Annotated in this window: 21 protein-coding genes; 8 read left to right on the top strand and 13 right to left on the bottom strand. The window is 53.3% G+C overall.

Features of this window, described 5'->3' with window-relative positions:
- Positions 1-7: 7 nt before the first annotated feature.
- The 4 genes from DTL42_RS23025 (at position 8) to DTL42_RS23040 (ending at position 5,987) form a co-directional block, all read left to right on the top strand.
- Positions 8-1,810, top strand: coding sequence for a hypothetical protein (locus DTL42_RS23025; RefSeq protein WP_114372628.1), 1,803 nt, complete (start codon positions 8-10; stop codon positions 1,808-1,810).
- A 124-nt stretch (positions 1,811-1,934) separates the two neighbouring features.
- The gene (locus tag DTL42_RS23030; RefSeq protein ID WP_114372630.1) at positions 1,935-2,519 is read left to right on the top strand and encodes a hypothetical protein; all 585 of its coding nucleotides are present in this window, start codon (positions 1,935-1,937) and stop codon (positions 2,517-2,519) included.
- Entirely contained in the window at positions 2,516-4,267 is a 1,752-nt protein-coding gene (locus DTL42_RS23035) for a hypothetical protein (protein WP_114372632.1), read from the top strand. Before DTL42_RS23030 ends, DTL42_RS23035 begins: the two co-directional genes overlap by 4 nt.
- Positions 4,268-4,283: 16 nt before the next feature.
- Positions 4,284-5,987 (top strand): STN domain-containing protein, encoded by a 1,704-nt coding sequence (locus DTL42_RS23040; protein WP_114372634.1) that lies wholly within the window; start codon positions 4,284-4,286, stop codon positions 5,985-5,987.
- Positions 5,988-6,170: 183 nt separating this feature from the next.
- Here DTL42_RS23040 and DTL42_RS23045 read toward each other — a convergent pair whose 3' ends face one another.
- From DTL42_RS23045 to DTL42_RS23055, 3 genes are all read right to left on the bottom strand, one after another.
- The gene (locus tag DTL42_RS23045; protein ID WP_114372636.1) at positions 6,171-6,734 is read right to left on the bottom strand and encodes a hypothetical protein; all 564 of its coding nucleotides are present in this window, start codon (positions 6,732-6,734) and stop codon (positions 6,171-6,173) included.
- Positions 6,735-6,905: 171 nt separating this feature from the next.
- Positions 6,906-7,796: a mechanosensitive ion channel family protein gene (locus DTL42_RS23050; RefSeq protein WP_114372638.1), complete on the bottom strand. Its 891-nt coding sequence runs from the start codon at positions 7,794-7,796 to the stop codon at positions 6,906-6,908.
- 157 nt (positions 7,797-7,953) lie between these two features.
- On the bottom strand, positions 7,954-9,525 hold the full coding sequence (locus DTL42_RS23055) for a sialate O-acetylesterase (protein ID WP_234824327.1): 1,572 nt from the start codon (positions 9,523-9,525) through the stop codon (positions 7,954-7,956).
- 264 nt (positions 9,526-9,789) lie between these two features.
- On the opposite strand from DTL42_RS23055, the gene DTL42_RS23060 reads away from it, so the two are divergent.
- From DTL42_RS23060 to DTL42_RS23070, 3 genes are all read left to right on the top strand, one after another.
- Complete coding sequence (locus DTL42_RS23060; RefSeq protein WP_114372640.1) at positions 9,790-10,488, top strand: 3-keto-disaccharide hydrolase; 699 nt, start codon at positions 9,790-9,792, stop codon at positions 10,486-10,488.
- A gap of 198 nt (positions 10,489-10,686) precedes the next feature.
- Entirely contained in the window at positions 10,687-11,472 is a 786-nt protein-coding gene (locus DTL42_RS23065; RefSeq protein ID WP_114372642.1) for a site-2 protease family protein, read from the top strand.
- Between the two features lie 17 nt (positions 11,473-11,489).
- The gene (locus tag DTL42_RS23070) at positions 11,490-12,263 is read left to right on the top strand and encodes a hypothetical protein (RefSeq protein ID WP_114372644.1); all 774 of its coding nucleotides are present in this window, start codon (positions 11,490-11,492) and stop codon (positions 12,261-12,263) included.
- A 174-nt stretch (positions 12,264-12,437) separates the two neighbouring features.
- On the opposite strand, the gene DTL42_RS26450 is transcribed toward DTL42_RS23070, so the two are convergent.
- From DTL42_RS26450 to DTL42_RS23090, 4 genes are all read right to left on the bottom strand, one after another.
- Positions 12,438-12,896, bottom strand: coding sequence for a hypothetical protein (locus DTL42_RS26450; RefSeq protein ID WP_158545523.1), 459 nt, complete (start codon positions 12,894-12,896; stop codon positions 12,438-12,440).
- A gap of 190 nt (positions 12,897-13,086) precedes the next feature.
- Positions 13,087-14,154 carry an Mrp/NBP35 family ATP-binding protein gene (locus DTL42_RS23080; RefSeq protein ID WP_114372648.1) on the bottom strand — a complete coding sequence of 356 codons (1,068 nt, stop codon included), beginning with the start codon at positions 14,152-14,154 and terminating at the stop codon, positions 13,087-13,089.
- A gap of 79 nt (positions 14,155-14,233) precedes the next feature.
- The gene (locus DTL42_RS23085) at positions 14,234-14,671 is read right to left on the bottom strand and encodes a hypothetical protein (RefSeq protein ID WP_114372650.1); all 438 of its coding nucleotides are present in this window, start codon (positions 14,669-14,671) and stop codon (positions 14,234-14,236) included.
- Between the two features lie 66 nt (positions 14,672-14,737).
- Positions 14,738-16,114 (bottom strand): sigma 54-interacting transcriptional regulator, encoded by a 1,377-nt coding sequence (locus DTL42_RS23090; RefSeq protein WP_114372652.1) that lies wholly within the window; start codon positions 16,112-16,114, stop codon positions 14,738-14,740.
- A gap of 197 nt (positions 16,115-16,311) precedes the next feature.
- On the opposite strand from DTL42_RS23090, the gene DTL42_RS23095 reads away from it, so the two are divergent.
- Positions 16,312-17,496 carry a M20 family metallopeptidase gene (locus DTL42_RS23095; protein WP_158545524.1) on the top strand — a complete coding sequence of 395 codons (1,185 nt, stop codon included), beginning with the start codon at positions 16,312-16,314 and terminating at the stop codon, positions 17,494-17,496.
- Positions 17,497-17,741: 245 nt separating this feature from the next.
- Here DTL42_RS23095 and DTL42_RS23100 read toward each other — a convergent pair whose 3' ends face one another.
- The 6 genes from DTL42_RS23100 to rho all read right to left on the bottom strand — a co-directional run bounded on the left by DTL42_RS23100 (position 17,742) and on the right by rho (position 23,422).
- Positions 17,742-18,065, bottom strand: a complete 324-nt coding sequence (locus DTL42_RS23100) for a calmodulin-binding protein (protein ID WP_114372657.1) — start codon at positions 18,063-18,065, stop codon at positions 17,742-17,744.
- 243 nt (positions 18,066-18,308) lie between these two features.
- Complete coding sequence (ftsY, locus tag DTL42_RS23105) at positions 18,309-19,301, bottom strand: signal recognition particle-docking protein FtsY (RefSeq protein ID WP_114372659.1); 993 nt, start codon at positions 19,299-19,301, stop codon at positions 18,309-18,311.
- Between the two features lie 131 nt (positions 19,302-19,432).
- Positions 19,433-20,629: a glycosyltransferase family 61 protein gene (locus tag DTL42_RS23110; RefSeq protein WP_114372661.1), complete on the bottom strand. Its 1,197-nt coding sequence runs from the start codon at positions 20,627-20,629 to the stop codon at positions 19,433-19,435.
- Positions 20,630-20,780: 151 nt separating this feature from the next.
- On the bottom strand, positions 20,781-21,200 hold the full coding sequence (nusB, locus tag DTL42_RS23115) for a transcription antitermination factor NusB (protein ID WP_114372663.1): 420 nt from the start codon (positions 21,198-21,200) through the stop codon (positions 20,781-20,783).
- Between the two features lie 112 nt (positions 21,201-21,312).
- On the bottom strand, positions 21,313-21,783 hold the full coding sequence (ribH, locus tag DTL42_RS23120) for a 6,7-dimethyl-8-ribityllumazine synthase (protein WP_114372665.1): 471 nt from the start codon (positions 21,781-21,783) through the stop codon (positions 21,313-21,315).
- Positions 21,784-21,943: 160 nt separating this feature from the next.
- Positions 21,944-23,422, bottom strand: coding sequence for a transcription termination factor Rho (rho, locus tag DTL42_RS23125; RefSeq protein WP_425305532.1), 1,479 nt, complete (start codon positions 23,420-23,422; stop codon positions 21,944-21,946).
- Positions 23,423-23,529 lie beyond the last annotated feature (107 nt).

Below are 23,529 nucleotides of genomic sequence, written 5' to 3' on the forward strand. Positions count from 1 at the left end.
TCTTTTCATGCGCGCGTTAGCTTCCCTCGCGGTTTGTTTGCTTCTGTTTTGCTCGCTTGCGTTCGCTCAATTTAGTGGTGGCTTCGAGCCAACAAAGCCCCCTCCGCCTCCTCGCGAGATCCTGCTTACGGCGACCGATGAAATCTCGCAAATCATCCCCCAAAAGTCACCTGAGGGAACGTCCGATTCCCAAAAGGAAAAGGGGTTCTTTGCTCGGCTACTGACGCAGAAAACGAGCGTCCACTTCGACAATCTCCCGCTCGACGAAGCCATCAAGCAGCTCTCGCAGCAAACTGAAATCGATATCCGCATCGACCAGTTTGCCCTGGAAGAATTCGGCCTCAAGCCGTCCGTAAAAGTTTCGCTACAGCTAGAAGACGTTTCGCTCTACAGCGTGCTGAAATGGTTGCTGCATCCCAACGACCTGACATTCATCATTGATGCCGAATCGATCGTCATTACGAATGTTGAAAAAGCAGAAAACAACTTGAAGGTTACCTTCTATGCCATCCCAGAACTGATCGGCAACCCGGCCTTCTACGACGAGGTGATTGAAACGATGACGACCGTCATCGAGCCTGATTCGTGGGAAGAATTAGGCGGCCCAGGCTCGGTTGCTCCCTACAACAACGGCATCATGGTGACCAACACGAATGAAATTCATGTCTTAATCGACCAAATGTTAACCGGCTTAAAGCACTTTCAAACATTTCCCAACAATCCGTATCCCACGGCCAGCTATCCGTTAGGCTTATTCCCACAGCGGCAAAGTGAAATCCTCGCGCACCTTCATCAAGCAGAAGCCCTATCCCCTGAAGCTCCCCTCACCTGGGAAAATCTGCTAAAGCAGCTTCGCCAGCAAGCTCGCTGTCCCATCCATATCGATCAGCGGGGTCTCGAAGATATTGGCTTTCAAACCGAGGGAATGCTCATTCCTCAGCTACCGAAGGGATGCTCGCTCGCAAGAACCTTGGACATTGTCACCGAGGCGAATGAGTTAGGTTGGTTTGTTGCCGGCGACTTAGTCGTGATCTCCAATCAGGAAGAGGAGAAATCACACCTCGACATCGCCCTCTACCCAGTCCGCGACCTGGTATGGAAGGGGATGCATATCACCAATCCGCAGTTGCAAAATCGACTTCTTGCGAATGATTCGTTTCTCGTCGATCCTTGGGCAGAAGATGCCATCGCCCTTCTGCCAGACTACGATGCGATCATCGAAATGCTCACGACGACCATCAATCCTAGCTCATGGGAAGACTTGGGAGGCCCTGGTGGTCTCGCACCATTTACCTTGCATGCCGATTGCTTGGCGATATCTCAAACACAAGCGAACCATCAGGCCGTTCGGTTAGCCTTGTCGCAGATCCGAGAACAGCAGCAACCGGTCGACATCGAAAAGATGCTGGCCAATATCGCAAAGCACGAATCGGAATTGCTTATACGGTCCTATTCAGTAATGCGAAAATCGGCAGAGAACCCACTTTTCACTCCTAATGATTTAAAACAAATCGCAGAGTTAATCCAAGAACAAGTCGAGCCAGAAAGCTGGCGTCAAGAGCTTACGTACATCCGCCCTCTGGGTGACACAATCGTGGTACGCAACCGACGAGATGTTCAGCGCCAAGTTCAAGAGTATTTACGAGAAATGAGTGTCACACCGCCGCCTCAAGCGGTGGGATACTCTGGTTGCATGATGTCACCCAGTAGCTCTCGTTATCTCCCACCGCAACAAAGCACGCCCTCTTCCCCTCAACCAACGCCTGCCGTCCCGCAAGCCAATGCCCAGGGAGGCGGAGGCGTGTTTTAGTCCCTGGTTACTGCATATCCAGAAACATATAAATCAACTTCCGCCAAATCGTTGCAGGCAATTCTCCCCGCGGTTAGGGTAATGGGGTACCAGTCCCTTGCCCTACATGTTGCCGAGATGTTTCATGCGTGCGTTGGCTTCCCTGGCGGTTTGTTTGCTTCTGTTTTGCTCGCCTGCGTTCGCTCAATTTGGGGGAACTCACGACGGCCGCCCCCAAGAGCCCGTTCAGGTATCAACCATACATCTTCAGGCAGCGAACTATCCCGATCAGCAGGCGTCTCAGAAAGAAGCGGTCGTTCAGGCACTTTGCGAGAAAAAATTCGACCTCCAGCTAGTCGATACTCCTCTGGCCGAGTTCGTGAAGCAGTTGGAATCGAAGCTGGGCGTGCCGGTTCGGATGAATGTCCGTGCCCTTGAAGATCTAAGCCTCACTCCTGACACTCCGCTTACCTACGCGATGACCGGCTTGCGGGCACAGACGCATTTACGACTAATCTTGCGTGAGCTTAATTTAACCTATCTCGTCACTCCCTACGGCGTGACTATCACCACCCAAGAAGACGTCGATAACCATGAGGAAGCTTTGGCGGAGGAGGGTTCAATTCCGCAGAGGTCAGCAACACGCCCCAACCCGAAGTATCAACTCAGCCAGCCAATGCAACGCCCGCCAACCAATCGGGCGGCCACTTTTAGGCGAACAACTCCATGATGAAACACCAACCTACCTGCATTTGTCGCTCATCCGCCATCGCGCTGGTACTTTTCCTGTTGGCGACCTCCCCTGCCCAGGCTGAAGAGTCAGAGAGCCAGGCCTGCTTTACCCTGCAGCAGAAAGTGATCGACACGAAGATCAGTGTGGATGCCACCAAAATGCGGCTCGACGATTTCGCCGAACTGGTGGAACGGGAGTCGAAGATTCCGATACGGATTGATGGCCTTTCTCTCGAAGAATACGGTCTGACGAACAATGAGACGGTCAATGCGCAGTACAAGAACGCTTCACTGCATAGCGTGCTGCTCTGGACGTTGCGGCAACACGACCTCACCTATTACGTCGACTCGGACGAAGTGGTGATCACCACAGCAGATACGGTAGAGGACCTCCAACAAACGAGGTTTCACCCAGTTGCCAAGTTACTGGGCGATTCGGAGCCCGATTACGATTCGCTCATCGAAATGACGTGTGCGGTTGTCAAACCGCCAAGTTGGGAAGAGTTGGGCGGCCCAAGTTCAATCGCCCCGATAAACGGCGGTCTTGTTGCCAGACAAATAACGCAAAACCATCTGCTGCTGGACCGTTTGTACGAACAACTTGCCCAGTCTCAAGCGATGCCTGTGGATAATTACGAAGTAAAACCGCGGCTTGTCACATTGCTTCCGGCGGAATCGGTCACACTTCGTGAGCAGCTCGATAGTCAGCAGATCGAGATCGCATTCGACCAAGTCCCACTAGGCAAAGCGATTGAAGACCTACGGAAAGCGACCGGCTTAAATCTTGTGCTGGATAGTCGGGCACTGGAAGACATTGGTCTGGATGCGGAATGTTCAGTCACACTTCAAGCCCGCAAGCGAAGTGTTGCTCGCACCTTGGAACTAATGCTCGCACCGCTGGTCTACATGGTGCAGGACGATGTTGTCATCGTGACGACAGAAAGCGAACAGGAGAGCAGCCCGGAAATCCGCGTTTACCCAGTGCGTGATCTCGTGTGGCGAGGACTCGACAAGCACGAGCCTCAGCTGAAGCAAATTTTAAAGCAGTTTTATCCACCGATTACGGCAAGCCGGAACAATTCCAATCAGCCGTATCGCGACCTGCTTCCTTCCCCTGTCTTAGATTCCATCCCAACCGACCATGATTTGCAAGAGCTCATCACAACGACGATTGAACCTGAGTCTTGGGAAGAACTTGGTGGCCCAGGGTCGATCAAGTTCCTGCCCAGCGCCGACTGCTTCGTCGTGAGTCAATCGGCCCCCATCCACGAGAAACTGGCCGATACCTTGGAGCAGATTCGCCAACATTCGCCTCCCTTAGATCTCAATGAGTTCGGAGCGGCCCTCGACCGTGAAAACAATGAAGTGCTTACCGTAACATTCTCTCTCGACCAATCCCGGCAAGGAACCTCGTTGTTCCAAGAAGCCGATATGCAAGAGATCGCTCGGCAAATCAAAATACATGTCGAGCCTCGAAACTGGAATCGAGATGAGTATTTTGTCGAGACGCTGCAAGATAAAGTGACGATCCGCCATCGCCGGGAAGTCGTGCGTAAGGTTCTCGCCTGGCTGATCAACCAGGGCATCCTTACTCCGAGAATAACAGGCTATTCGTGCCGAGGTCCGCTGTATGGCGGCTTTATCGAACCGTCACCACCAAGCCCCCACAGCGAAACCGTTCCGGTCGTTCCAAGCAGCGAAAACCAAAGTTCCGAAGCCCCCTTCGGTGCCTCTCCCACCATGTAAGTCGAAAGGAATTCTCATGCGTGTTCTTCTGGCAACAAGTATCGTGCTGCTATCCTTCAGCGGCTACCTGTGGGGCGAGCAGCCGCCTGCTCTGCCTGACGCCGGTTCCATGACAATCGCTCCGGACGCAGACGCCACCCAGCAGCTTGAGCGCCGGCAAACCATCGACCAACGCATGCAAGCCGAGTCCATTTCGCTAGATGTGAAAGGGACGCCGCTGCATGAGTTTGTCGAGACTTTATCGAAACAGGCAAACGTTCCTATATCGCTCGATCGTTTTGCCTTGCAGGACAAAGGGCTCTCACAGAATGCGAAGATAACGATCCAGGCCAAGAATCTTTCCGCCAACGGCGTGCTTGATCTGGCGTTACAAAAATATGGATTGACCTACGTGCCCAAAGGGGACGGCATCGAGATTACTTCACGTGAAGAGCGGGATTCGATCCTGCATTTAAGATCCTATTCCCTGGCACCGCTGCTACAAGATGGTTCAGGGACGGTCGGACGTTGGCAGGAAATCATCACTGAAAATCTGGGGGAAGATTCCTGGGAAGCCTTAGGAGGCCCTGGCACTGTGCGGGCGTTTGGTAACTCGCTGGTCGTCAGCCAGACGGAGCAAGTCCATGCCGAGATCGGTTCCTTTCTTGATCTGGCCCTGAAGGTTAAACAATTTCCAAACCAGAACTACCCTGTCCAATCACTTCCTATCTCCTCAAGTGATTCGGCACAAAATCAAAAACTGGCAGCGACCACACTTGAAGTCGAATTTAAGAACACGCCCTTGCGTGAAGCGATTCAACAATTAAACAAGTCTGGCTCTGTCATTTTTCAGCTAGACGAACAAGCATTGAACGACGTCGGCCTTAGCCCAACCTTGCCAATCACCCTAAGCAAAGATCAACGGAGCATTCCTAGCATCCTCGACGAGATCCTGTCTCCCCATCAGCTTACTTGGGTGTGTACCAAGCAAAACAATCTCGTTGTGATCACAACGCTCGATAGCAATTGTTTTTCCGAAGAGGTCCGCCTCTACCCGGTCCGCGATTTGGTGTGGCATGGCTTGAACGTCGAAACGATGCAACAGCGGCGTTTTCTTCAAGACAGCACACGCTGGCAAGCAGATCAATGGAGCAACGTCGCCTACCTGAAATCACTCCGCATGGCAAACATCCCAGCGCTTCCCGACTACCAACAGCTCGACCAAGTCATCCAAGGGACAATCCGGCCTAGCAGTTGGGAAGTTCTTGGTGGTCCTGGCTCCCTTCAGTTTGTGCAAGAGATTGATTGCGTATTGATCAAACAAACTCCAGAGATTCACCACGAAATCGACGGTTTGCTCCAACAACTCCGCCAGCAGCAAACGCCTGAAACTACCACGGCATTTAAAACCCAAATTGAAAAAGCCAATGCCGAGATTGTCAGCGTGCGTTACCCGCTGCTTTGGAGTTCACCGACTGACGATCTCGACGAAGCAGGCTTCAACAACCTCATCCGCCTAATCTATTCCGGCACCGGCGAATCACGTTGGCAATTACCAGAAACATCGCTCAGCTTTGCCTACCGCGATCTGGTTGTGCGGCAACGGCGTGATGTCCAGCAGCAAATTCTTTCGATGTTAATCGAGCTCGATTTGCTTCACCCGGTCCCCAAAACAAACCCGCCTGCGCAGTTACCCCCAGGTCAATATATGGGGGGCGGCGGAGGCGGGGGCTTCTTTTAACAAAGCCCTTAACGAAAGAATGGCATTTCGAACCGCTTGGTCAACATCACGGCGATTTCTTTGTGAACAAGCGGTTCTCTCATAGTAAGTCGTAATCGAGCGGCACACCTTCGAAAGTAAAATGGCTGCTGACAATTCGTCGAGCAGCCATTTAGGGGAATGGATTCGTTCGCAAGCGAATACTTATTTGGCGACAGCCGGCTCCGCAGGTTTTGCGGCTCGCATTTGCTTCAAGTGGGCGGCGATTTGGTCGTGAATTTCTTGGGTAGCACCCACGACAATGGAAAGGTTTGTGTTAAACGGTGCCAAGCTCGAATTCGACTTCGTAATCGCTTCCTCACCTATGGCCGTCTCAAGTTCGGTAACAATTTTTTTCAGCCCGGCTGAAAGTTCTTCATTCCGCTGTACCACCAAGTCTTCAACGGAGTAGACCTTCATGTAGACAAGGGCAGCCTTCTTCTGCGGCATTTCGGTTTTCTTAGTAACCGTCTCTTTCTTAGCGTCGGCTTTGGCTTGTTCGACCTTTTCCAGCATTCGCTTAATCGCTGGTACTTCCTCGCCGAACTTTTCCTTGGCCCCTAAGGCAATCAGTTCTGCCATTTGCCAATCGGACGATTCCATCAACTCGTCGTACAGTCCGATCACCTTTTCGGCTTGGCCAGGCGTCCAGCGCAGGGGTTCATCGGCCATTACGAAGCAGGAGGAAACTCCCACCGAGAAAACAGCGGTCCAAACACTCTTCATCATCGCTTCAAATCCTTCCAACGTTGAAGTCAAACTCCCGCGCTGGCAACCTCCCTGCGAGAAACAAACCGCCGCTTCTCATCGCCAACATCATGGGGCATGAGAAACTACCAAGAGCAGCAATCGTACGTCAATCCAAATCAACGCAGGAACCCCTGGAAAACTCCACGCTAGCTACGCTGGCTGTTTCGACTCTTCTTGATACAAATGTACGTCCCGTTGTGGGAATGGAATATGAAAACCACGTTCGTCCATCCCAAGCTTGATCTGCTCTAGCAAGTCGCAGCGGGTTGCCCACCAGTCTGGCGTTTTCACCCATCCCCGAACCTTGAAGTTGATCGCACTATCTCCCAGTTCAAACACGCGAACTTCAATCGCTGGCTCGGACATGATCCGCTCGTCGCTTTCCAAAGCTTCGATCAGATACTGTTTCACAGACCGGATGTCGTCGTTGTAGCCGCAACCAATCTCCAACTCGACCATGCGTGTCAAATGTCCGGTGAAGTTGGTGACCACTGCACTGGTAATCTGGCCGTTGGGAACAATGATCCGTTTGTTATCAATCGAACGCATGATGGTATGAAAGATGTGAACTTCCTGCACCACACCGGTCACACCGCCAGCTTCCACGAAGTCGCCGGTGCCGAACGGGCGAAACATAATCAACATGATGCCTGCGGCCAGGTTCGAGAGAGAGTTTTGCAGCGCCAAGCCAATCGCCAAGCCTGCCGCCCCGACAACTGCCGCCAGTGAAGTGGTGTTGATTCCTAATTGGCTTAAAGAAGCAATGATCACCAGCCCAATCAATAAGGCATAAGCGATGTTCGAGAGAAAACCGGCCAACGTATCGTCGATTCGGCTTCGCTTAATCGCCCGCACGAACAGCCCACGAGCAAAGCGAGCCGCGATCCACCCCAACACCAGCACCGCCAGCGCCGCGATAAAATTCGTCGCCCACACAGGCCCTTGTTCGATCAAAAAGGTGGAAGCTTTGGAATAGATCTCGGATAACCGCGTAATTGCGTCCTGCGGGGCATCGCCGTCGGCTTGAGCAAGTAGATACATGAAACTCTCTCTCCTGATGGTTAACAAGGTAGGCCATAACGATTGGATTATCCTCTTTCAGCCAGAAATGAGCCAAGCCCGGTCTAGAAACAAAATAAGGCCGCGTTTCCCTTAGGAAACACGGCCTTGCGACTTCATCTCTCAGCGAAATCGACGCTTACTTGTTGTTCTTCGTCACGCCATCCCAATCGTCGGTCCGGAAAGGCGTTACCGGCATTCCTTGCACGTTCTGCAAATTGGCAACCGGGTTGTCAGCCCAAGCATACCGCACAGCGACCGGCTGTTTGACTTCGGGACTCGCAACGCGAACATGCTTGGCATCGACGATACTGGCCGTGGCATGCACAAACTTCTTATCTTCCCCAGCGATCGTGAAGCCTTGCAGGGCGCGTGTATCGAAGGAATCGAGCTGGCTGCCGAAGGTATCAAACTCTAACACGATCGCGTCTCGATCCACTTTCATCGACTTGTAACGTGGACTTTGCGAAACGATCTTGTAGCCGTAATCGTTGGCCAATGCCAAACGAGCGAGACGTTTGGCGACGTCCTGCTTGTTCTTGGGGTGAATATCTTCCGCTTCGCCCAAGTCGATGATGACCGCTTCGCCTGTCTTGGGTAGACGATCGAGCGTCATCGTTTGTGCTTCGCGGAGTTCGGCCCAATCGCTTTCGGCTGGCTGGTCTTTCTCTGGGCGGAAGTCGGCCAATTGCACCCAGTAGAAGGGGAAGTCACCTTGTCCCCAGTCGTTTCGCCAGTTTTCGATCATCAAAGGAAACAGATCGCGGTATTGGTAGGCTCGTCCGGCGTTCGATTCTCCTTGGTACCAAATGACGCCCCGAATTCCGTAGCCGATAATCGGATTCAACACCCCGTTGTAAAGATTTGCGGGACGATGCTGATTGGTCAGCGGGTTGCGTGGTGGATTTGGACGACCACCAGGAGTAGGCTTTCCTGCGGCTTTCGCCTCGTCTGCTTTTTTCTGCCAGGCAGCCAGATTGTCTCGATACTGGGCCATCGCTTTTTCGTGATCGTAAGTAGCTTCCGTCTTCTCCCAACGGGACAGCAATTCGTTGAACTTGCCACTTTCGCGAAGCAAATCACGATTCACCCAGGCTTCCGCCGAAGAACCACCCCACGAGTTATCGATCAAACCAATCGGCACGTCGAGTGTTTGCTCCAACTGCCGACCGAAAAAGTAACCAACCGCTGAGAAACTACCGACCGTTTCCGGGGTGCAAATCTCCCACTTGCCGTTGAAGTTGTCTTGCGGCTCTTGCGTGCCAACCTGAGGGACCGTGATCAAACGCATTTTGGGAAAATTGGCGGTCAGCTTTTCGATGTCAGCATCGTTCGCTGAGTTCACGTCCCACTGCATGTTCGACTGGCCACTGCAAACCCAAACTTCGCCAACCAAAACATCTGAAATAACCTTTTCGCTGTCGCCACTGCGCACGACCACTTCATGCGGGCCACCCGCAGGCAGCGATTTCAGTTCCGCTTTCCAGCGACCGTCATCGTTGGCGGTGACGTTCACTTTCTGATCACCTAGGGTAACCGTTACATCAGCACCTTTGTCAGCTTGGCCCCAAATAAAGATGGGCATGTCTCGCTGCAGCACCATGTGATCGGTGAACAGGTTGGGCAATTTCAATTCGGCTTGCAGAGAACCTGCAAACAAGCAGGCAAACAGCACAGCAAACATGCCACAAGGCAACGGACGCATTCTCATGAGGGATGTCTCCAAGGAGGGAAATGGGAATAGAAAACTCCGGCAAGACCGCTCACTATAACACACCGAGAATGAGGAAACAGCCATTGAAAACCGTATCCCAATTGATGGTTTCAGCTCCGTTTCTCGCGATTTCCCTTGTGTCTTCCTGCCGATCGCCCCTACCTTTTCCAGGGATGGACACTGTACAGAATCTCAACTATTCTGAATTTCATTAGCATTCCCCCTCGCTTCCCCCGATTACCCACAAAGGAATACCTCCTCATGACACGTACTTGGATTACCCTTCCCTGCTTTGTTGCCGTTTTATTTACCGCAGGTTTTTGCCAAGCGGCAGAAGACGAAAAGTTCGTTCCGCTGTTCGATGGTGAAACGCTCGACGGTTGGGTTCAACATGGCGGCACGGCGAAGTACACCGTCGAAGATGGCATGATCGTGGGCACTTCAGTTCCCAAAACTGGCAACAGCTTTCTTTGCACCGAAAAGCCGTACGACAACTTCATTCTGGAAGTGGAATACATGGTCGATCCGCTGTTGAACTCTGGCATCCAGATTCGCAGCAACGTTTACGACGAAAAGAAGACTTACAAGACCGACGAAGGGAAAGAGATCACTGTCTCGCCCGGTCGCGTGCATGGCTACCAAGTTGAAATCGATCCTTCGGAGCGTGCTTGGAGTGGCGGTATCTACGACGAAGGTCGCCGAGGCTGGTTGTACAAACTGGAAGGTAAAGACGACGCTCGCGCTGCATTTAAGCAAAACGAGTGGAACAAGTACCGCATCGAATGCCGTGGTGATTCGATCAAGACGTGGGTCAACGGTGTACCAGCGGCTGACCTGAAGGACGACATGACCTCGAGCGGTTTCATTGCCCTGCAAGTGCATGGGATTGGTGGCGACGAAAAGAAAGTCGGCAAACAAATCAAATGGCGTAACGTCAACATCATCGAACTAGAAGACTAAGCTCGACGATTGTTCTGACGAACGCAATGCAGTTAAGACAGGTCGCAATTTTCTTGCGGCCTGTCTTTTTTTGCGCGTCTGCAATCTTCTCGATCGATAAAAAACGTTAAGATCAAAACGGATTGTCTATTTCGCGATCTCCTTTCGCGTAGAACGTTAAGGAGACGCTTCCTCAAGTGATTGAACCATAAGCCCAGTATGTTCCTGACTGAACCCACTCACACGCCGTACGACCTTCACTTCCGTCTGTTCGGTGTCCCTGTCCGTATTCATCCCTTGTTCTGGCTGGTCTCCGTCGTCTTAGGTTTCTATCCGAAAGATCCTAAGCAGGTGTTGTTATGGGTTGGAGCCGTTTTCATTTCCATTTTGGTACACGAGATGGGACACGCATTCGCCATTCGCTGGTACGGTTGGTCCCCTAGTGTGGTGTTGTATTCGCTAGGAGGACTAGCGATTCACAATCCTTACACGTCGGCTTATTCGGGTACCAGCCAGATGCGGCGGAACAAGTGGACGCAGATCGTGATCAGCCTAGCGGGACCAACCGCTGGGTTCCTGTTAGCTGGAGCAATGATTGGCTTGCTAACCGTCACCAATGTGGCCAGCTTCCGTATCCATTGGTTGGAAGGTGCCAACCTGCCAATGATCTTGCCGTTGGCGAAGATGGATCCGCAGAAATACATTTACCTCTACAGCTTGATCTACGACATGCTGTTCATCAACATTTGGTGGGGTATTGTCAATTTGCTACCGATTTGGCCGCTCGATGGTGGTCATGTCGCGCGAGAACTTTTTCAAATGTTCGATCGACACGAAGCGTTACGTAACTCGTTGATTCTTTCCCTCGTCTGTGCCGGCGGCATGGCAATTTGGGGATTTCAGAGTCGCGATAGTTTCATTGCGATCATGTTCATCTTCATGGCCATCAGCAACTACCAAGACTTAACCGGTGCCGGCCGCTACGGAGGAGGAAACCCTTGGTAATCGAATCGAAACCAGACATGAAACCACATCGTTTGATTGTGTTGGGCGCAAGTAACGTCGCCAAAAGCTTGGAAGTGCTGCTGAATGTTGCTCCGCGCATGATGCCTAAGCCACTCGAAGTTTACGCGGCGATTGGTCGCGGGCGTTCTTACGGGGTCGCTTCCAAGTTTCTTTTTCGTGGTCTTCCCGGAATTTTAGAGTCCGAACTTTGGCCTGTTTTGAAAAAAGGAAACAACGAAGCAGAAACGTCATGTGTGATCACCGACGTTGGCAACGACCTCTTGTACGATCAATCGGTCGATCAAATTATCGACTGGGTCGAGCAGTGCATTATTCGCTTACGGCAAACCGAAGGACGCATCGCCATCACCGGCATTCCTCTTTCGTGCGTGCGAAGTTTAGCACCGTACAAGTTCAAAGCATTTCGCACGATGATGTTCCCTCGTTCACGTCTGCAATTGCAAACCGTGCAAGAGCGTGCGGAAGCATTAGACGTCCGTTTGCAGCAGCTTGCCAACGACGACGACATCACGTTTATCCCGCAAAAACCCGAGTGGTATGGCTTCGATCCTATTCATTGGAAGCAAGCCAAACGCCCTGAAGTTTGGCACACGATCCTTAGCACGCTGGGGCATGCGACGTTTGATTATTCTCGTGTGCATTCGAGCTTCTTTCACTCGATGAAGCATTGGAGAACGCGTCCCGCATCGCGCACGCTGTTTGGCTTTCAACAAACGCAAACACAACCTTCGATTCATCGTGGCGAACATCTTACGGTCGCGCTCTATTGATGATCATGAAGCGCGCGATGTTGATCGCGCGCTTCTAACATGCGGTTCGCCTTTCTACGCGATCCCGATTTTTTCTCAAAGAAGTTTGCAGTTGTGTGTCGCGACATGTGGAAAACGTGTTGCAAAAAAAACGAATATACGTACAACTTACCTCAGCTTCTTTTGTGAATGGCCTTATGAAAGGCACCGGGCTGCATAGGAAGCTGCACTGCCCATCGGGCGCCCGGCTAGATTTTCAAGTTTGTCGCTAACGCAACGGAATGAAGAAGTGACTCGATCGGTTCGATTCATTTCAATTTGAAGTGCAACGCGACGTGATCTTACGGAGGACGTAATAGTGGCCACAAAGAAGAAAACCGTGAAGAAGGCGGCACCTAAGAAAGCAGCAACCAAAAAGGCTGCCACCAAGAAGGCCGCGCCAAAGAAGGCTGCCGCCAAGAAAGCCGCACCGAAGAAGGCTGCCGTGAAGAAGGCCGTCAAGAAGGCTGCCCCAAAGAAGAAGGCTGCGAAGAAGGCAGCCGTCAAAAAAGCTGCTCCTAAAAAGGTAGCGAAGAAGACCACCAAGAAGGCGGCTGTGAAGAAGACCGCCACCAAGTCGACAACCGTCAAAAAGGCTGCGAAGAAGTCGGCCAAGAAGACCGCAAAGAAAAAGTCCTAAGACCTAGCCTGCGGTAAGCACCGAAAAGAAGCACGGCTAGCCGCGCATCTTTTCCCTCAGCAAGATCACAACGAGACAGAGCCGTTTTTCTTAGCGAAAAACGGCTCTAACTTTTTCTTGTTTGATCGTTTGCAATGCTGACTTAAGTTACTACAAGTCAAACACTTACAGTACCGTGAGGCTCGGCATCGGTGGCTTCTCAGCGGCCGATTCGGCTAACTGCTTCACCAGGCTGTAAGCAATCTGTTCGAAGCGTGGAGCAGTAACCTCGTTCTCTAAAACGTGAGCCGTGTTACCCGCATCACCATCCTCGCGAATCGAGATCGTGATGGGAACGTCCCCTAAGAAAGGCACGCCCAGTTCTTCGGCCTTCTTCTTAGCGCCACCCCGGCCGAAAATATCCCATTCTTTGCCGGTATCAGGGCAAACGAAGCCACTCATGTTCTCGACCAACCCCAACACCGGGATCTTCACCTTGCGGAACATCGAGATCGCTTTGATCGCATCCAACAGCGCGACTTCTTGTGGTGTGCAAACAACCACACTCCCTGTCAAAGGCAACAATTGACTTAGCGTTAAGGCAATATCTCCGGTCCCAGGTGGCATATCGATAATCAAGTAGTCGAGTTCACCCCAGTTGGTATCGCGAAGGAACTGCGTAATCGCGCCATGCAGCATGGGGCCACGCCAGATCACGGCTTCGTCCGGTTCCACCAACAGGCCAATCGAAATCACCTTCATGCCGTCGACTTCGCGCGGCTGAATCTTCTTATCGATCACCTCTGGTCGACCACTAACCCCCAACAGATGAGGAACACTCGGGCCATAGACGTCGGCGTCCATCAAGCCAACTTTCGCCCCAGCTTTTTTCAACGCATACGCCAAGCAAGAAGCGACCGTGCTTTTACCCACGCCCCCTTTGCCAGAACCGACAGCGATTACGCTGCGAGCCTTCAGACCAATCTGCCCGATCGGTTCCACCTTCCGCTGATGCACTTTCAGTTCTATTTGCACCTCGGTTAGCTCTGGAATCGCCTTTCGCACGGCGTCTTCTACGCTTTGCTTGGTCTCTTGCCACAACGGGGCACTGTGAGAAGTTAATTCCAAGATAAATGAAAGCTTCGTCTCTTGCAGGTCGATCTCTTTCACTTGATCGGTCGTGGTAATCGAACGCCCACTAAGTGGGTCTTTGATACCTTCCAAAGCTTTGATTACTTGTTGCACGTCAGCCATGGAGAACTCTCCTGAGGGAAAAGCGATCGACGAAGGAATCAAACTTCGCCGCGCTGAATGAACTTGAATGTGGGGGCAGTTACCACGGAAGCCAATCCAAGGGGTCCTGCACTTCCGTTGTTTCTTCACTTGAAGGAAATGCCTTCAAGAGTCGATCGATCGTCTTGGCAAGCCTGGGCACCGCTTGGCTTCCGATGAAGACCAAGCCACTTCCCATTTCAAAACTTGCGTGATGCCATGCTTCCATCTCTTCGTCCAGCAGAAGCAAGACCTGGCAATTGGGCCAACGCACATGAGCCTGGGCAGCTTGCCGCAACCTAGCCGCACACTGCGAGGCCGACATCGCCTGACGCAAGGCAATCAGAAGCAGGCGATCGCTCTCTTCCGCCAGCAGCTTATCGACTTCCGAAGCGATACGGGCTTCTATGAAGCCAGCAGACATCGGCGCGACCGCCCGGAGGCGTGGTGCCCAATAAGGGTGAGTTTCGTAAAGGATACACCGAGCCGACCGATCCATGACAACCACTGTTCATCGTAAAAAGAGAGATCAAAAGTGACAACCACGCCCAACCCCGTGCCAGACCTATTCTAGCCCCCACTGTTCGATCCGCCGATGCAACCGAGCGCGGGAGATACTCAGCATGTTGGCCGCTTGCGTCTTGTTTCCCTTGGCAGCTTTCAGCGTACGCTCGATGATCTGCCGCTCGTACGCCTCTAAGGCGGCATCTAGGTCGACTGACTCCGCTGGCTTGGCCTCGGTCACTTTGCGTGGGGCGTGCGAAACGGCCACCGGGAAGTCGGTCACGTTTAACGTAAACCCCGTTGCCACTTCGTGCGCGGCGATCAACATTTCGTTCAGTTCATCAATATTTCCAGGCCACTCTTGCTGCTGCAGCCGATCGATGGCATCCGCTGAAATGGATTGCAATTGGCGATCAGAAGTGATGTTCAATTCTTCCAATACGGCCTGAGCGAGATACGGAATGTCCTCTGGGCGATCACACAGGGGGGGCAAAGTGATTTCTAACGTCGAAAGCCGAAAGGCCAAGTCTTCCCGAAACTGACCGCGCCGAGCCAGCGTTAACAGCGACTCTTCCGCCGTCGAAAGAATTCGCAAATCAACGTCGATTAAATCCAACAAATGCAACAGCTCGCTTTGGGCTCCCAGATCTAACTTCTCGGCATTTAACAATATCAACGACGCGCGATTCGCTTCGTCGTCGTCAAGGCAACGGCGGGCAAATGCGCGAATGGTCGTTTGCATAATCTCGGCGTCCATCAGTTCCCCTTGAATCGTAATCACGGGCCCGACTTGGCCGTGATGCGAGGAGTAACAAATGGTCCGAGCGACTTTCTCTTTGCCAGTGCCTGGCTGGCCGATCACTAACACCGGCACACGCGATTGCGAGGCCAAGTCGACCAGGCGCCGTACACGAATCATCGCCGTGCTAATGCCAACCAAGTGGCTGACCGAATACTTACCCCGATACTCGTGCCGCAACGCTTGCAAAGCGGCATGAATTTCTTCCTGAGGTTGCAATGGGCCTGCGTGCGGAAAGCGATCAGGTGGCCCCAGCATGACCACCACATTGCGTACCAGAGACACTTCGTCGGTATCTTGGCTGTCGGCCAAAGGAACGAAGACAGCTCGCCAGGTGGCCAACTCGGCATCTTCTCCGGCAACTGCTAACGTTACCTCGCGCGTGCCGACCTCACCTAGCCAGACATTCGACGCGGGACAAAGGTCGGCCACCAGCTGCAAGGGGCGAGGCAACTGCCCCAGGCCATGATACTTGGCGGTTTGTTCGAGCAGTTCGTCACGAGAGATTCCCAGCGTTTTTTCAGCAGCGGCGTTCAAATATCGAACCAAGTTTCCTTCGCCAAACAAAACAATTGGCCAAGCCGAAAGATCGAATGCTTGCAGCAAAAACGTAGTCGGTTTGCGAGGAGGAGAAGGCACGGCGCGACTTCAAGCAAGTGATTTTAACGTCGCCGGGACGCATTCCGGCAAACTTCGCATTATAAACTATGCCCACCCCGGTCGCGGGGCGCTTGTGAGAAATCGCCTCAGCGCGAACAATGGAAGGATACTTTCCTCCTTGTAATTAGCCGGATGGGGCGAACGAGCCCTCGATTTCCTTCCCTAGGATGCACTTTATGCCGATGGATGTGGTGGAACTGACGCAACGCTTGGTCCAGATTCCCAGCGTCAACCCTATGGGACACGCGGTCGATCAGCCTGAAATTCAGCTCGAGCACCGCGTAACCGACTTTCTGGAAGCGTTCTTTCGGGAACTTGGCCTCGCGTACGAACGCTCGGAGGTCGCCCCAGGACGCGACAACATTGTTGGCTGCCTGCCTGGTACGTCAGATAAGACAATCGTGCTGGAAGCGCATCAAGATACCGTCCCGATCGACGGCATGACCGTTGAGCCGTTCGGTGGCAAGCAAGTTGGCAATCGTATCTACGGTCGCGGGGCATGCGACATCAAAGGGGGCATGGCGATGGCCCTGACGGTCCTTTCGCGCTTGCAAGAAAACCCCAGCGAGAACCAACCGACCATCTTGGTTGCTTGTACTGTGAACGAAGAATGCGGCTTCACCGGCGCACGGCACTTAGCCCAGCAGTGGGCAAGTGGCCAGTCGAAGCTGGTAAGCGGGCTGCCAGATGCCGTCTTTGTAGCAGAACCGACCGAAATGCACGTTGTCGTTTCGCACAAAGGGGTCATCCGCTGGCGCTGTCACACCCAGGGACAGGCCGCCCATAGCAGCCGACCGGCGGTAGGCGATAACGCCATCTACCGCATGGGAACCGTCCTGGCTGCAATTCGCGAATACGAACAGACGGTGCTGAACCAACAAGCGGAAGTTGGGGCCTTGGGTAAAGCCTCGATCAGCGTTGGTACGATCCAAGGGGGCGTCAGCGTGAATACCGTGCCCGATGGCTGCACGATTGAAATCGATCGCCGCGTGCTGCCTGGGGAATCACAAGAGGCCATCCGCCAAGAAGTGATCGACTTCATTGCTGCCCGGGTGGACGATCCCGCGAAAGTAATCCACGACCCACCTTACATGAGTTCCCCCGGCTTGCCGCTAAGCGATGCGAACCAAGCTTTAGCCCAACGCATTACCGACGTCGCAAGCACCTTCGGCGTGACCAGCCAGCACCACCAAGTCGCCTATGGGACCGACTCGCCAGCGTTCTATGCGATTGGTGTCCCTTCGGTCGTTTACGGTCCTGGCTCGTTGCTGCAAGCGCACACCAAAGACGAATTCATCGAAGTCGAACAACTTTACCAAGCCACCGACATTCTAGAAGCCGTTTGCCGCAGCTACTCATAACCAATACAGCCACCGCCACAAATGGCCTCGGCGCCATATCGCATGGGTACCACGCCGCATGGGTGCCATGCCTCACGTCTTCGTGAGCATGCTCTTCTCTGCTTCGCATAACAACAAAGAGAACGGCATGGTACCGGCTTAATTCCAATCTGAAAAAGCAGGCTTCAAGAAAGCCAAAAAGCGAGAACCTGATGAAGGATTCTCGCTTCCGAGGTCAACTATTCGGTTGCACTGCCACGGCGCGATTAAAACACGTCTAGCAGGAAGTGGTGACCCGAGTGGTACAAACGTCCGTTCGGGTACGGGTTCTGCCACTGCTTGTTGTAAACTGGAACTCGCATTTCAGCCGGGTAGCGATAGTACAGGCTATCGCGACTGCGGTAGTACTCTGGCCCCTGGAAATTCTGGGGATAGTACACGTACGGATAGTGATAGAACCGTTCCCAGTCGTAGCTGCCGTAGGTTCCGCCCCAAACACGACTAAATGCCTGGTCACCGGCTTCTACGTTGGAAACCGAAACCGACATCATTGCGGCAATGACCAGACCAAACACGATGTGTCGAAACATCGATGATCCCCCTAAAACTTCAGTGGTTTTTATTGGAAGCCGTGGCCAATCTCCCACGCATCCCACGGGCACGAAGACATGCCGCACCCTTAGCATCGGCCTGGGATGAAGTCGGAATTAAAAGAAAATCCTGCAGAACCGGCACCATGGTCAAATTAGGACCGGAAGAGCATGCTAGCGACCAGGAAGCCTAGTCGCTGCATAAAAGTACCAACCACAAGAGAATTGAAGCTGGGGCGAAGCTTACGATTCCGCGAACATCGCGTCGCAAAATGCCTGGGGATCGAACCGGGTCAGGTCTTCTGGCTTTTCGCCGACGCCAATGAACTTAACCGGCAGCTCGAATTCTTTGCGAATCGGAATCACCACGCCCCCTTTGGCCGTTCCATCGAGCTTAGTCAGCACGATACCAGTACACTGGGCCGCTTCCGAGAACCCCTTGGCCTGACTGATGCCGTTTTGGCCGGCTGTGGCATCAAGTACCAGCAGCACCTCGTGCGGGGCGGCTTCGATCTTCTTACCGAGCACGCGGCGCATCTTGTCCAACTCGGTCATCAGGTTCTTTTGCGTTTGCAGGCGACCGGCGGTATCAATGATGACAACGTCGGCGTTCGACTTCAGCCCTTCGTCAACCGCACGAAAGGCAACGCTGGCCGGATCGCTGCCAGCTTCGCCTTTAACGATGGTCGCCCCCAGCCGTTCGGCCCAGATGGTAAGCTGTTCGGTCGCCGCCGCGCGGAAGGTATCGCCGGCGCCGAGAACCACGCTGTTCCCCTGATCGATGAACCATCGCGTTAGCTTGGCGATCGATGTGGTCTTACCGGCCCCATTCACCCCCACTACCAAGATCACCGTGGGGCCTTCTGCGGCCATTTTGATCGGTTCCTGATCTTGCTGCATCAGGCTCGAAAGTTCGTCCTGAATGTTCTTCAGGATGTCTTCGGTATGGACGACACGCCCACGGAAATCGCGTTGGATGCGCTGTTTGATTTGGTTGGCAGGGCCAGCCCCCATGTCGGTTCGGATGAGAATTGCGAAGATCTCGTCCAGCAACTCTTCATCAACCAAGCGACCTTCCGCTTTGAAGAGATCGCGGATATCGGTATTGAGCAACCGGCGGGTTTTCTCGAGGCCCATGCCCAACCGACCGAAAAAGCCTGGTTCCTTGGCTGGGGTAGCTTCCTGCGAGGTGGAATCTGCTTCTTCTTTTTTCTTACCGAAACCGAAAATGCCCATCTCTGAGAACCGCTTCCTAAACCATGGTTGAGAACATGAAACATCGGGGGGTTACTTAGAAATCGTACCCGATTCGCCTGATTTTGTCTGCGAGGCGACCAAGAAGAACATTTGGCAGACTCACACTCCGCTTACACGGTACAAGCCAGCGGCTGCTCGACATGCGCTAGCAGATCTTGAACTTCGTGCAGTAATGCCTCTCGCTGGATCTCGATATCGGCTTCCGTCCCCACTTGGCCCAACCGCCGGACCGAACGCCCGAAATAGACTCGAAAACGGAGCTGATTGATGTGCGATAAACCATGAAAGTAGCGGCAGGGGCGTGAAGTGGGTGAAACCTCGAGGACCGCCGTACCAGGCCGACAATAGGCCAAATTGGTCAGCCCGGCCCCATGCGGGGCGACCACCATTTCGGCTTGCTGAAAGAGTTCGATTTGCTGCTGAACGGAAAGACTTTCCAGCCGCACACTTTGGAAACCGAATACCGATAAAGCCTCAACGAGCTTCTCTTCTTCAACAATACGACGAGAAACACAGGACGAGCGAGGGATGTAGAGCCGCAGCCGCTTGCTGCTCTCAAACTTGCTCCACGGCTGATCTCGCATCGTATCGCGTAGGTACGTAATACCACGAGGATGCGGGTAACCTCCGTCTCGCCCGAGCATAACGAGCTCGTCGGCCTGTAAATGCGTGTAACGCCCCATCCTGATCATTTGCGCTGGCTTGATGCCCAGCAGTTCTAACGATGGCACCACAAATGGTCTGCGATCGGGGGCCGCGACCCAATCGAACTCGATTCCCGCCTCTTTCAACAGCCGCAATTGCGACATGATTTCGAGCGTCCAGTGATAGTAATTTCGCTGGGCACAGCTGTTGGTCAGCACCAGCAAGCGGCCTGGAACACGTTGCGGACGCGGGACGAAGACCTCTTTGCCGGCGAAGGGAAAAACCTGCTGAAACCCATCTCCGTTCAGGTCGAGGATTTCCTGCTGATTCTCTGTCAGAACAAATCCCTGGCGACAAAATAGACTTCCGCCAGAAACTCTGGTGACGATCCTTTCCGGATAGTCGACCACCATTTCACCTTGCCACGACTCGCCTTCCTCTGTCGAGGCTGGTAAATCATCAACCAAGCCCACCATCGACCAGGCGGGGTAACGCACCTGAATCGCAGGTTCGACACTGCTTAAGGCCACCCCATTAATTCGCGACAGATGCCTGTACAACGTACACTGCGAACGCCTAGGAACGGCCACGCCACTTTGCTGCCACCATAATTGAAGAAGGTGGTTTCGTAAGTCTTTGACCGGTTGAAATTTCAGGCGCATCCTGGCTCGTCTCGATTGGCAGATTTCAAGTCCAGAAATCTACCGTTAATAGACAAGCAATCGCAATAGAGATGCCGCAATATAACACCCTAGCGGGCCTCTTCTTTGTTCAGCGGAATACGGCTGCTAGCAACTTTGCAGCCCAACGCCCTTATGCGTTGCCTTCTGCGTGCATGCTCTTAAGAATGCGATCGAGCAAACCGTTGACGAACTGAGGGCTATGTTTGCCGCCAAAGCGTTTGGCTAATTCGACCGCTTCATTGATGGCCACTCGGGCAGGTGTATTCGAGTACAAGATCTCGAACCCCCCTAGCCGCAGCAAGTTACGATCAGTCGCCGCCATTCGGCGGAGGCTCCAGTTATCGGCAAAACGCTCTAACTGTTGATCGATCTTCTTCCGATGCTCGCGCGTTCCGACCAACAGATAGCGACCGAACGCAATCAAGTTTTCATCTTGATTCAAACGGGCGCGCAGAAATTGGTCGGCCAGCCCCGGATCAGCATCGGGGTTAAGGTCTTCCTGATAAAGGATTTGCAGAACTACTTCGCGCGCTCGACTACGTCTTGCCATGGGTATCCAGAGAGTGCCTCGTCTCGAATTTCAGCCGTTTGGCAAACAGGTGGGCTATGGGGACCAAACGGTTTGTTGAATTATAACGAGCGAGCCAAGATCATGTTTCGGCCTAAGGAAGATTTCGGAGAAGTCCCATCATTTCCAGGGCAGCTTCCGCCGCTTCTACCCCCTTATTGCCAACGGCACCCCCTGCTCGGCTGATCGCCTGCTCGACGGTGTTGCATGTCAGCAAGCCAAAAGCCACTGGTAGTTCACACTCAATGGCCAAATTACCCAACGTTTGGCTAACCTGGGTATTGATATGGACATCGTGGGTGGTTTCCCCTCGGATGACGCACCCCAGGCAAATCACGGCGGCGTATTTTTCGCTTCGCGCCATTACGGCAGCCGCCAGGGGGATCTCCCAAGCGCCAGGCACTTTGGCGATATCGATGTTCGCCTCGTCGATACCACGACTAGCCAACGTCTCTAACGAACCGGTAAGCAACTTGTCGGTGATCGAATGATTGTAAGTCGACACGACAATAGCCACACGCAACCCGCTGGCCTGATAGTCGGTTCCAGTATAAATATTCGCCACGATGGCCTCGAACGATAATTGCCTGAATCGGAAAGGAAGCAGGAAACTAGCCACGAAAGCCTGGCCTGTTAATCAGCCAAGCAGTTAATGCGGAGATAGCTTCCCAGAATAACACGGCGCTCAATATTGAGGCCGCGTTAAATAGCGAGAACATCGTGCATTATGGCACGTTCATGCTCATCAGGAACTCTGCGTTGGTCTTGAACTTGCCCATGTGGCCAAGCAAGAACTCCATCGCATCGGGGGTGTTCATTTCGTTGAGCACCCGTCGCAAGATGCAGACGCGACGATATTCCTCTGGGTCCATCAGCATCTCTTCGCGACGAGTTCCACTCGCGTTGATATCGATGGCCGGCCAGATCCGACGATCAACCATCCGGCGATCGAGCACGATCTCTTGGTTGCCGGTTCCTTTGAACTCCTCAAAGATCACATCGTCCATGCGACTGCCGGTATCAACCAAGGCGGTCGCGATGATCGTAAGCGAGCCCCCCTCTTCGACCTTACGGGCCGAACCGAGGAACCGCTTAGGACGCTGCAAAGCGTTGGCATCCAAACCACCAGAAAGCAGCTTGCCCGAAGGTGGGCACTCGCTATTCCAGGCTCGCGCCAAGCGGGTGATTGAATCGAGGAAGATCACAACGTCCGTGCCAAACTCAACCATCCGCTTCGCCTTCTCGATCACCATTTCGGCAACCTGAACGTGGCGGGAAGGTGGTTCGTCGAAGGTTGAACTGATCACTTCACAGTTCGGGCCCTTCACCTGACGTTCCATGTCGGTGACTTCTTCCGGACGCTCGTCAATCAAAAGCATGATGACGTAGGCATCGGGGTAATTGGCCAGAACCGACTTGGCCATGTTCTGCATCATGATCGTCTTACCAGCACGCGGTGGGCTGACAATCAGCCCGCGTTGGCCGAAACCAATGGGCACGATCAAGTCGATAATGCGTCCAGAAACTTCGGTTGGGGTCGTCTCCATCCGAATACGGTCGTCCGGATGCAGTGGCGTTAAGTCGTCGAAGAAGACCTTCTGAGCCGCCACGTTGGGATCTTGATAGTTCACCGCTTCAACGCGTAGCAGGGCGAAGTAGCGTTCGTTTTCCTTCGGCGGACGAATCTGGCCGGTAACCACATTCCCGGTCTTCAAACCAAACCGACGGATCTGGCTAGGCGAGACGTAAATATCGTCCGGGCAGGAAAGGTAGTGATAGTCGGGACTACGGAGAAATCCGAAGCCATCCGGCAAAATTTCAAGCGTACCTTCGCCATACATCAGGCCGCTCATCTTCACGCGTTCCTTCAGGATCCGGAAGATCAGGTCCTGGCGGCGCGAGGCGGTGATGTCTTCAAGGTTCTCTTTGCGAGCCTCTTCAATCAGTTCAGCCATCGACATTTTCTGCAGCTCTGCGATATGGACTTCGCTGTGCTTCAGATTTTCGATCTGATCGTCTTCTTCCCCCAAAGTTTCGCCGCGTTGCTTCCCCCGGGCGATCTGCTCTGCGAGGGACATCGGCTCGGGGCCGTCGTCGTAGCTATTATGATTGTTGTAATTCCGCCTGGACGACTCCCGCGAGGAGCGACGACCATCGGAAGAATGATTGTTCGAGGAACCGGAGGATTGGGGCGAATTGGACATGGGTTGATCGGTCTGGTCTGAAGTGCTCTCGTTAGGGTCCGGCATAATTCCGGCGCCAAACGCATTACCATCCTTCGAGACCCGAGGCGTCATTTTGCTACTCGAAT

This window comes from Bremerella cremea (assembly GCF_003335505.1).
Taxonomy (GTDB): Bacteria; Planctomycetota; Planctomycetia; order Pirellulales; family Pirellulaceae; genus Bremerella; species Bremerella cremea_A.

Bases quoted from the DNA above. Each gene is read 5' to 3' on its own strand.
- DTL42_RS23025 (WP_114372628.1), top strand. From the start codon at position 8: ATGCGCGCGTTAGCTTCCCTCGCGGTTTGTTTGCTTCTGTTTTGCTCG.
- DTL42_RS23030 (WP_114372630.1), top strand. From the start codon at position 1,935: ATGCGTGCGTTGGCTTCCCTGGCGGTTTGTTTGCTTCTGTTTTGCTCG.
- DTL42_RS23035 (WP_114372632.1), top strand. From the start codon at position 2,516: ATGATGAAACACCAACCTACCTGCATTTGTCGCTCATCCGCCATCGCG.
- DTL42_RS23040 (WP_114372634.1), top strand. From the start codon at position 4,284: ATGCGTGTTCTTCTGGCAACAAGTATCGTGCTGCTATCCTTCAGCGGC.
- DTL42_RS23045 (WP_114372636.1), bottom strand. From the start codon at position 6,734: ATGATGAAGAGTGTTTGGACCGCTGTTTTCTCGGTGGGAGTTTCCTCC.
- DTL42_RS23050 (WP_114372638.1), bottom strand. From the start codon at position 7,796: ATGTATCTACTTGCTCAAGCCGACGGCGATGCCCCGCAGGACGCAATT.
- DTL42_RS23055 (WP_234824327.1), bottom strand. From the start codon at position 9,525: ATGAGAATGCGTCCGTTGCCTTGTGGCATGTTTGCTGTGCTGTTTGCC.
- DTL42_RS23060 (WP_114372640.1), top strand. From the start codon at position 9,790: ATGACACGTACTTGGATTACCCTTCCCTGCTTTGTTGCCGTTTTATTT.
- DTL42_RS23065 (WP_114372642.1), top strand. From the start codon at position 10,687: ATGTTCCTGACTGAACCCACTCACACGCCGTACGACCTTCACTTCCGT.
- DTL42_RS23070 (WP_114372644.1), top strand. From the start codon at position 11,490: ATGAAACCACATCGTTTGATTGTGTTGGGCGCAAGTAACGTCGCCAAA.
- DTL42_RS23080 (WP_114372648.1), bottom strand. From the start codon at position 14,154: ATGGCTGACGTGCAACAAGTAATCAAAGCTTTGGAAGGTATCAAAGAC.
- DTL42_RS23085 (WP_114372650.1), bottom strand. From the start codon at position 14,671: ATGGATCGGTCGGCTCGGTGTATCCTTTACGAAACTCACCCTTATTGG.
- DTL42_RS23095 (WP_158545524.1), top strand. From the start codon at position 16,312: ATGCCGATGGATGTGGTGGAACTGACGCAACGCTTGGTCCAGATTCCC.
- DTL42_RS23100 (WP_114372657.1), bottom strand. From the start codon at position 18,065: ATGTTTCGACACATCGTGTTTGGTCTGGTCATTGCCGCAATGATGTCG.
- ftsY (WP_114372659.1), bottom strand. From the start codon at position 19,301: ATGGGCATTTTCGGTTTCGGTAAGAAAAAAGAAGAAGCAGATTCCACC.
- DTL42_RS23110 (WP_114372661.1), bottom strand. From the start codon at position 20,629: ATGCGCCTGAAATTTCAACCGGTCAAAGACTTACGAAACCACCTTCTT.
- nusB (WP_114372663.1), bottom strand. From the start codon at position 21,200: ATGGCAAGACGTAGTCGAGCGCGCGAAGTAGTTCTGCAAATCCTTTAT.
- rho (WP_425305532.1), bottom strand. From the start codon at position 23,422: ATGTCCAATTCGCCCCAATCCTCCGGTTCCTCGAACAATCATTCTTCC.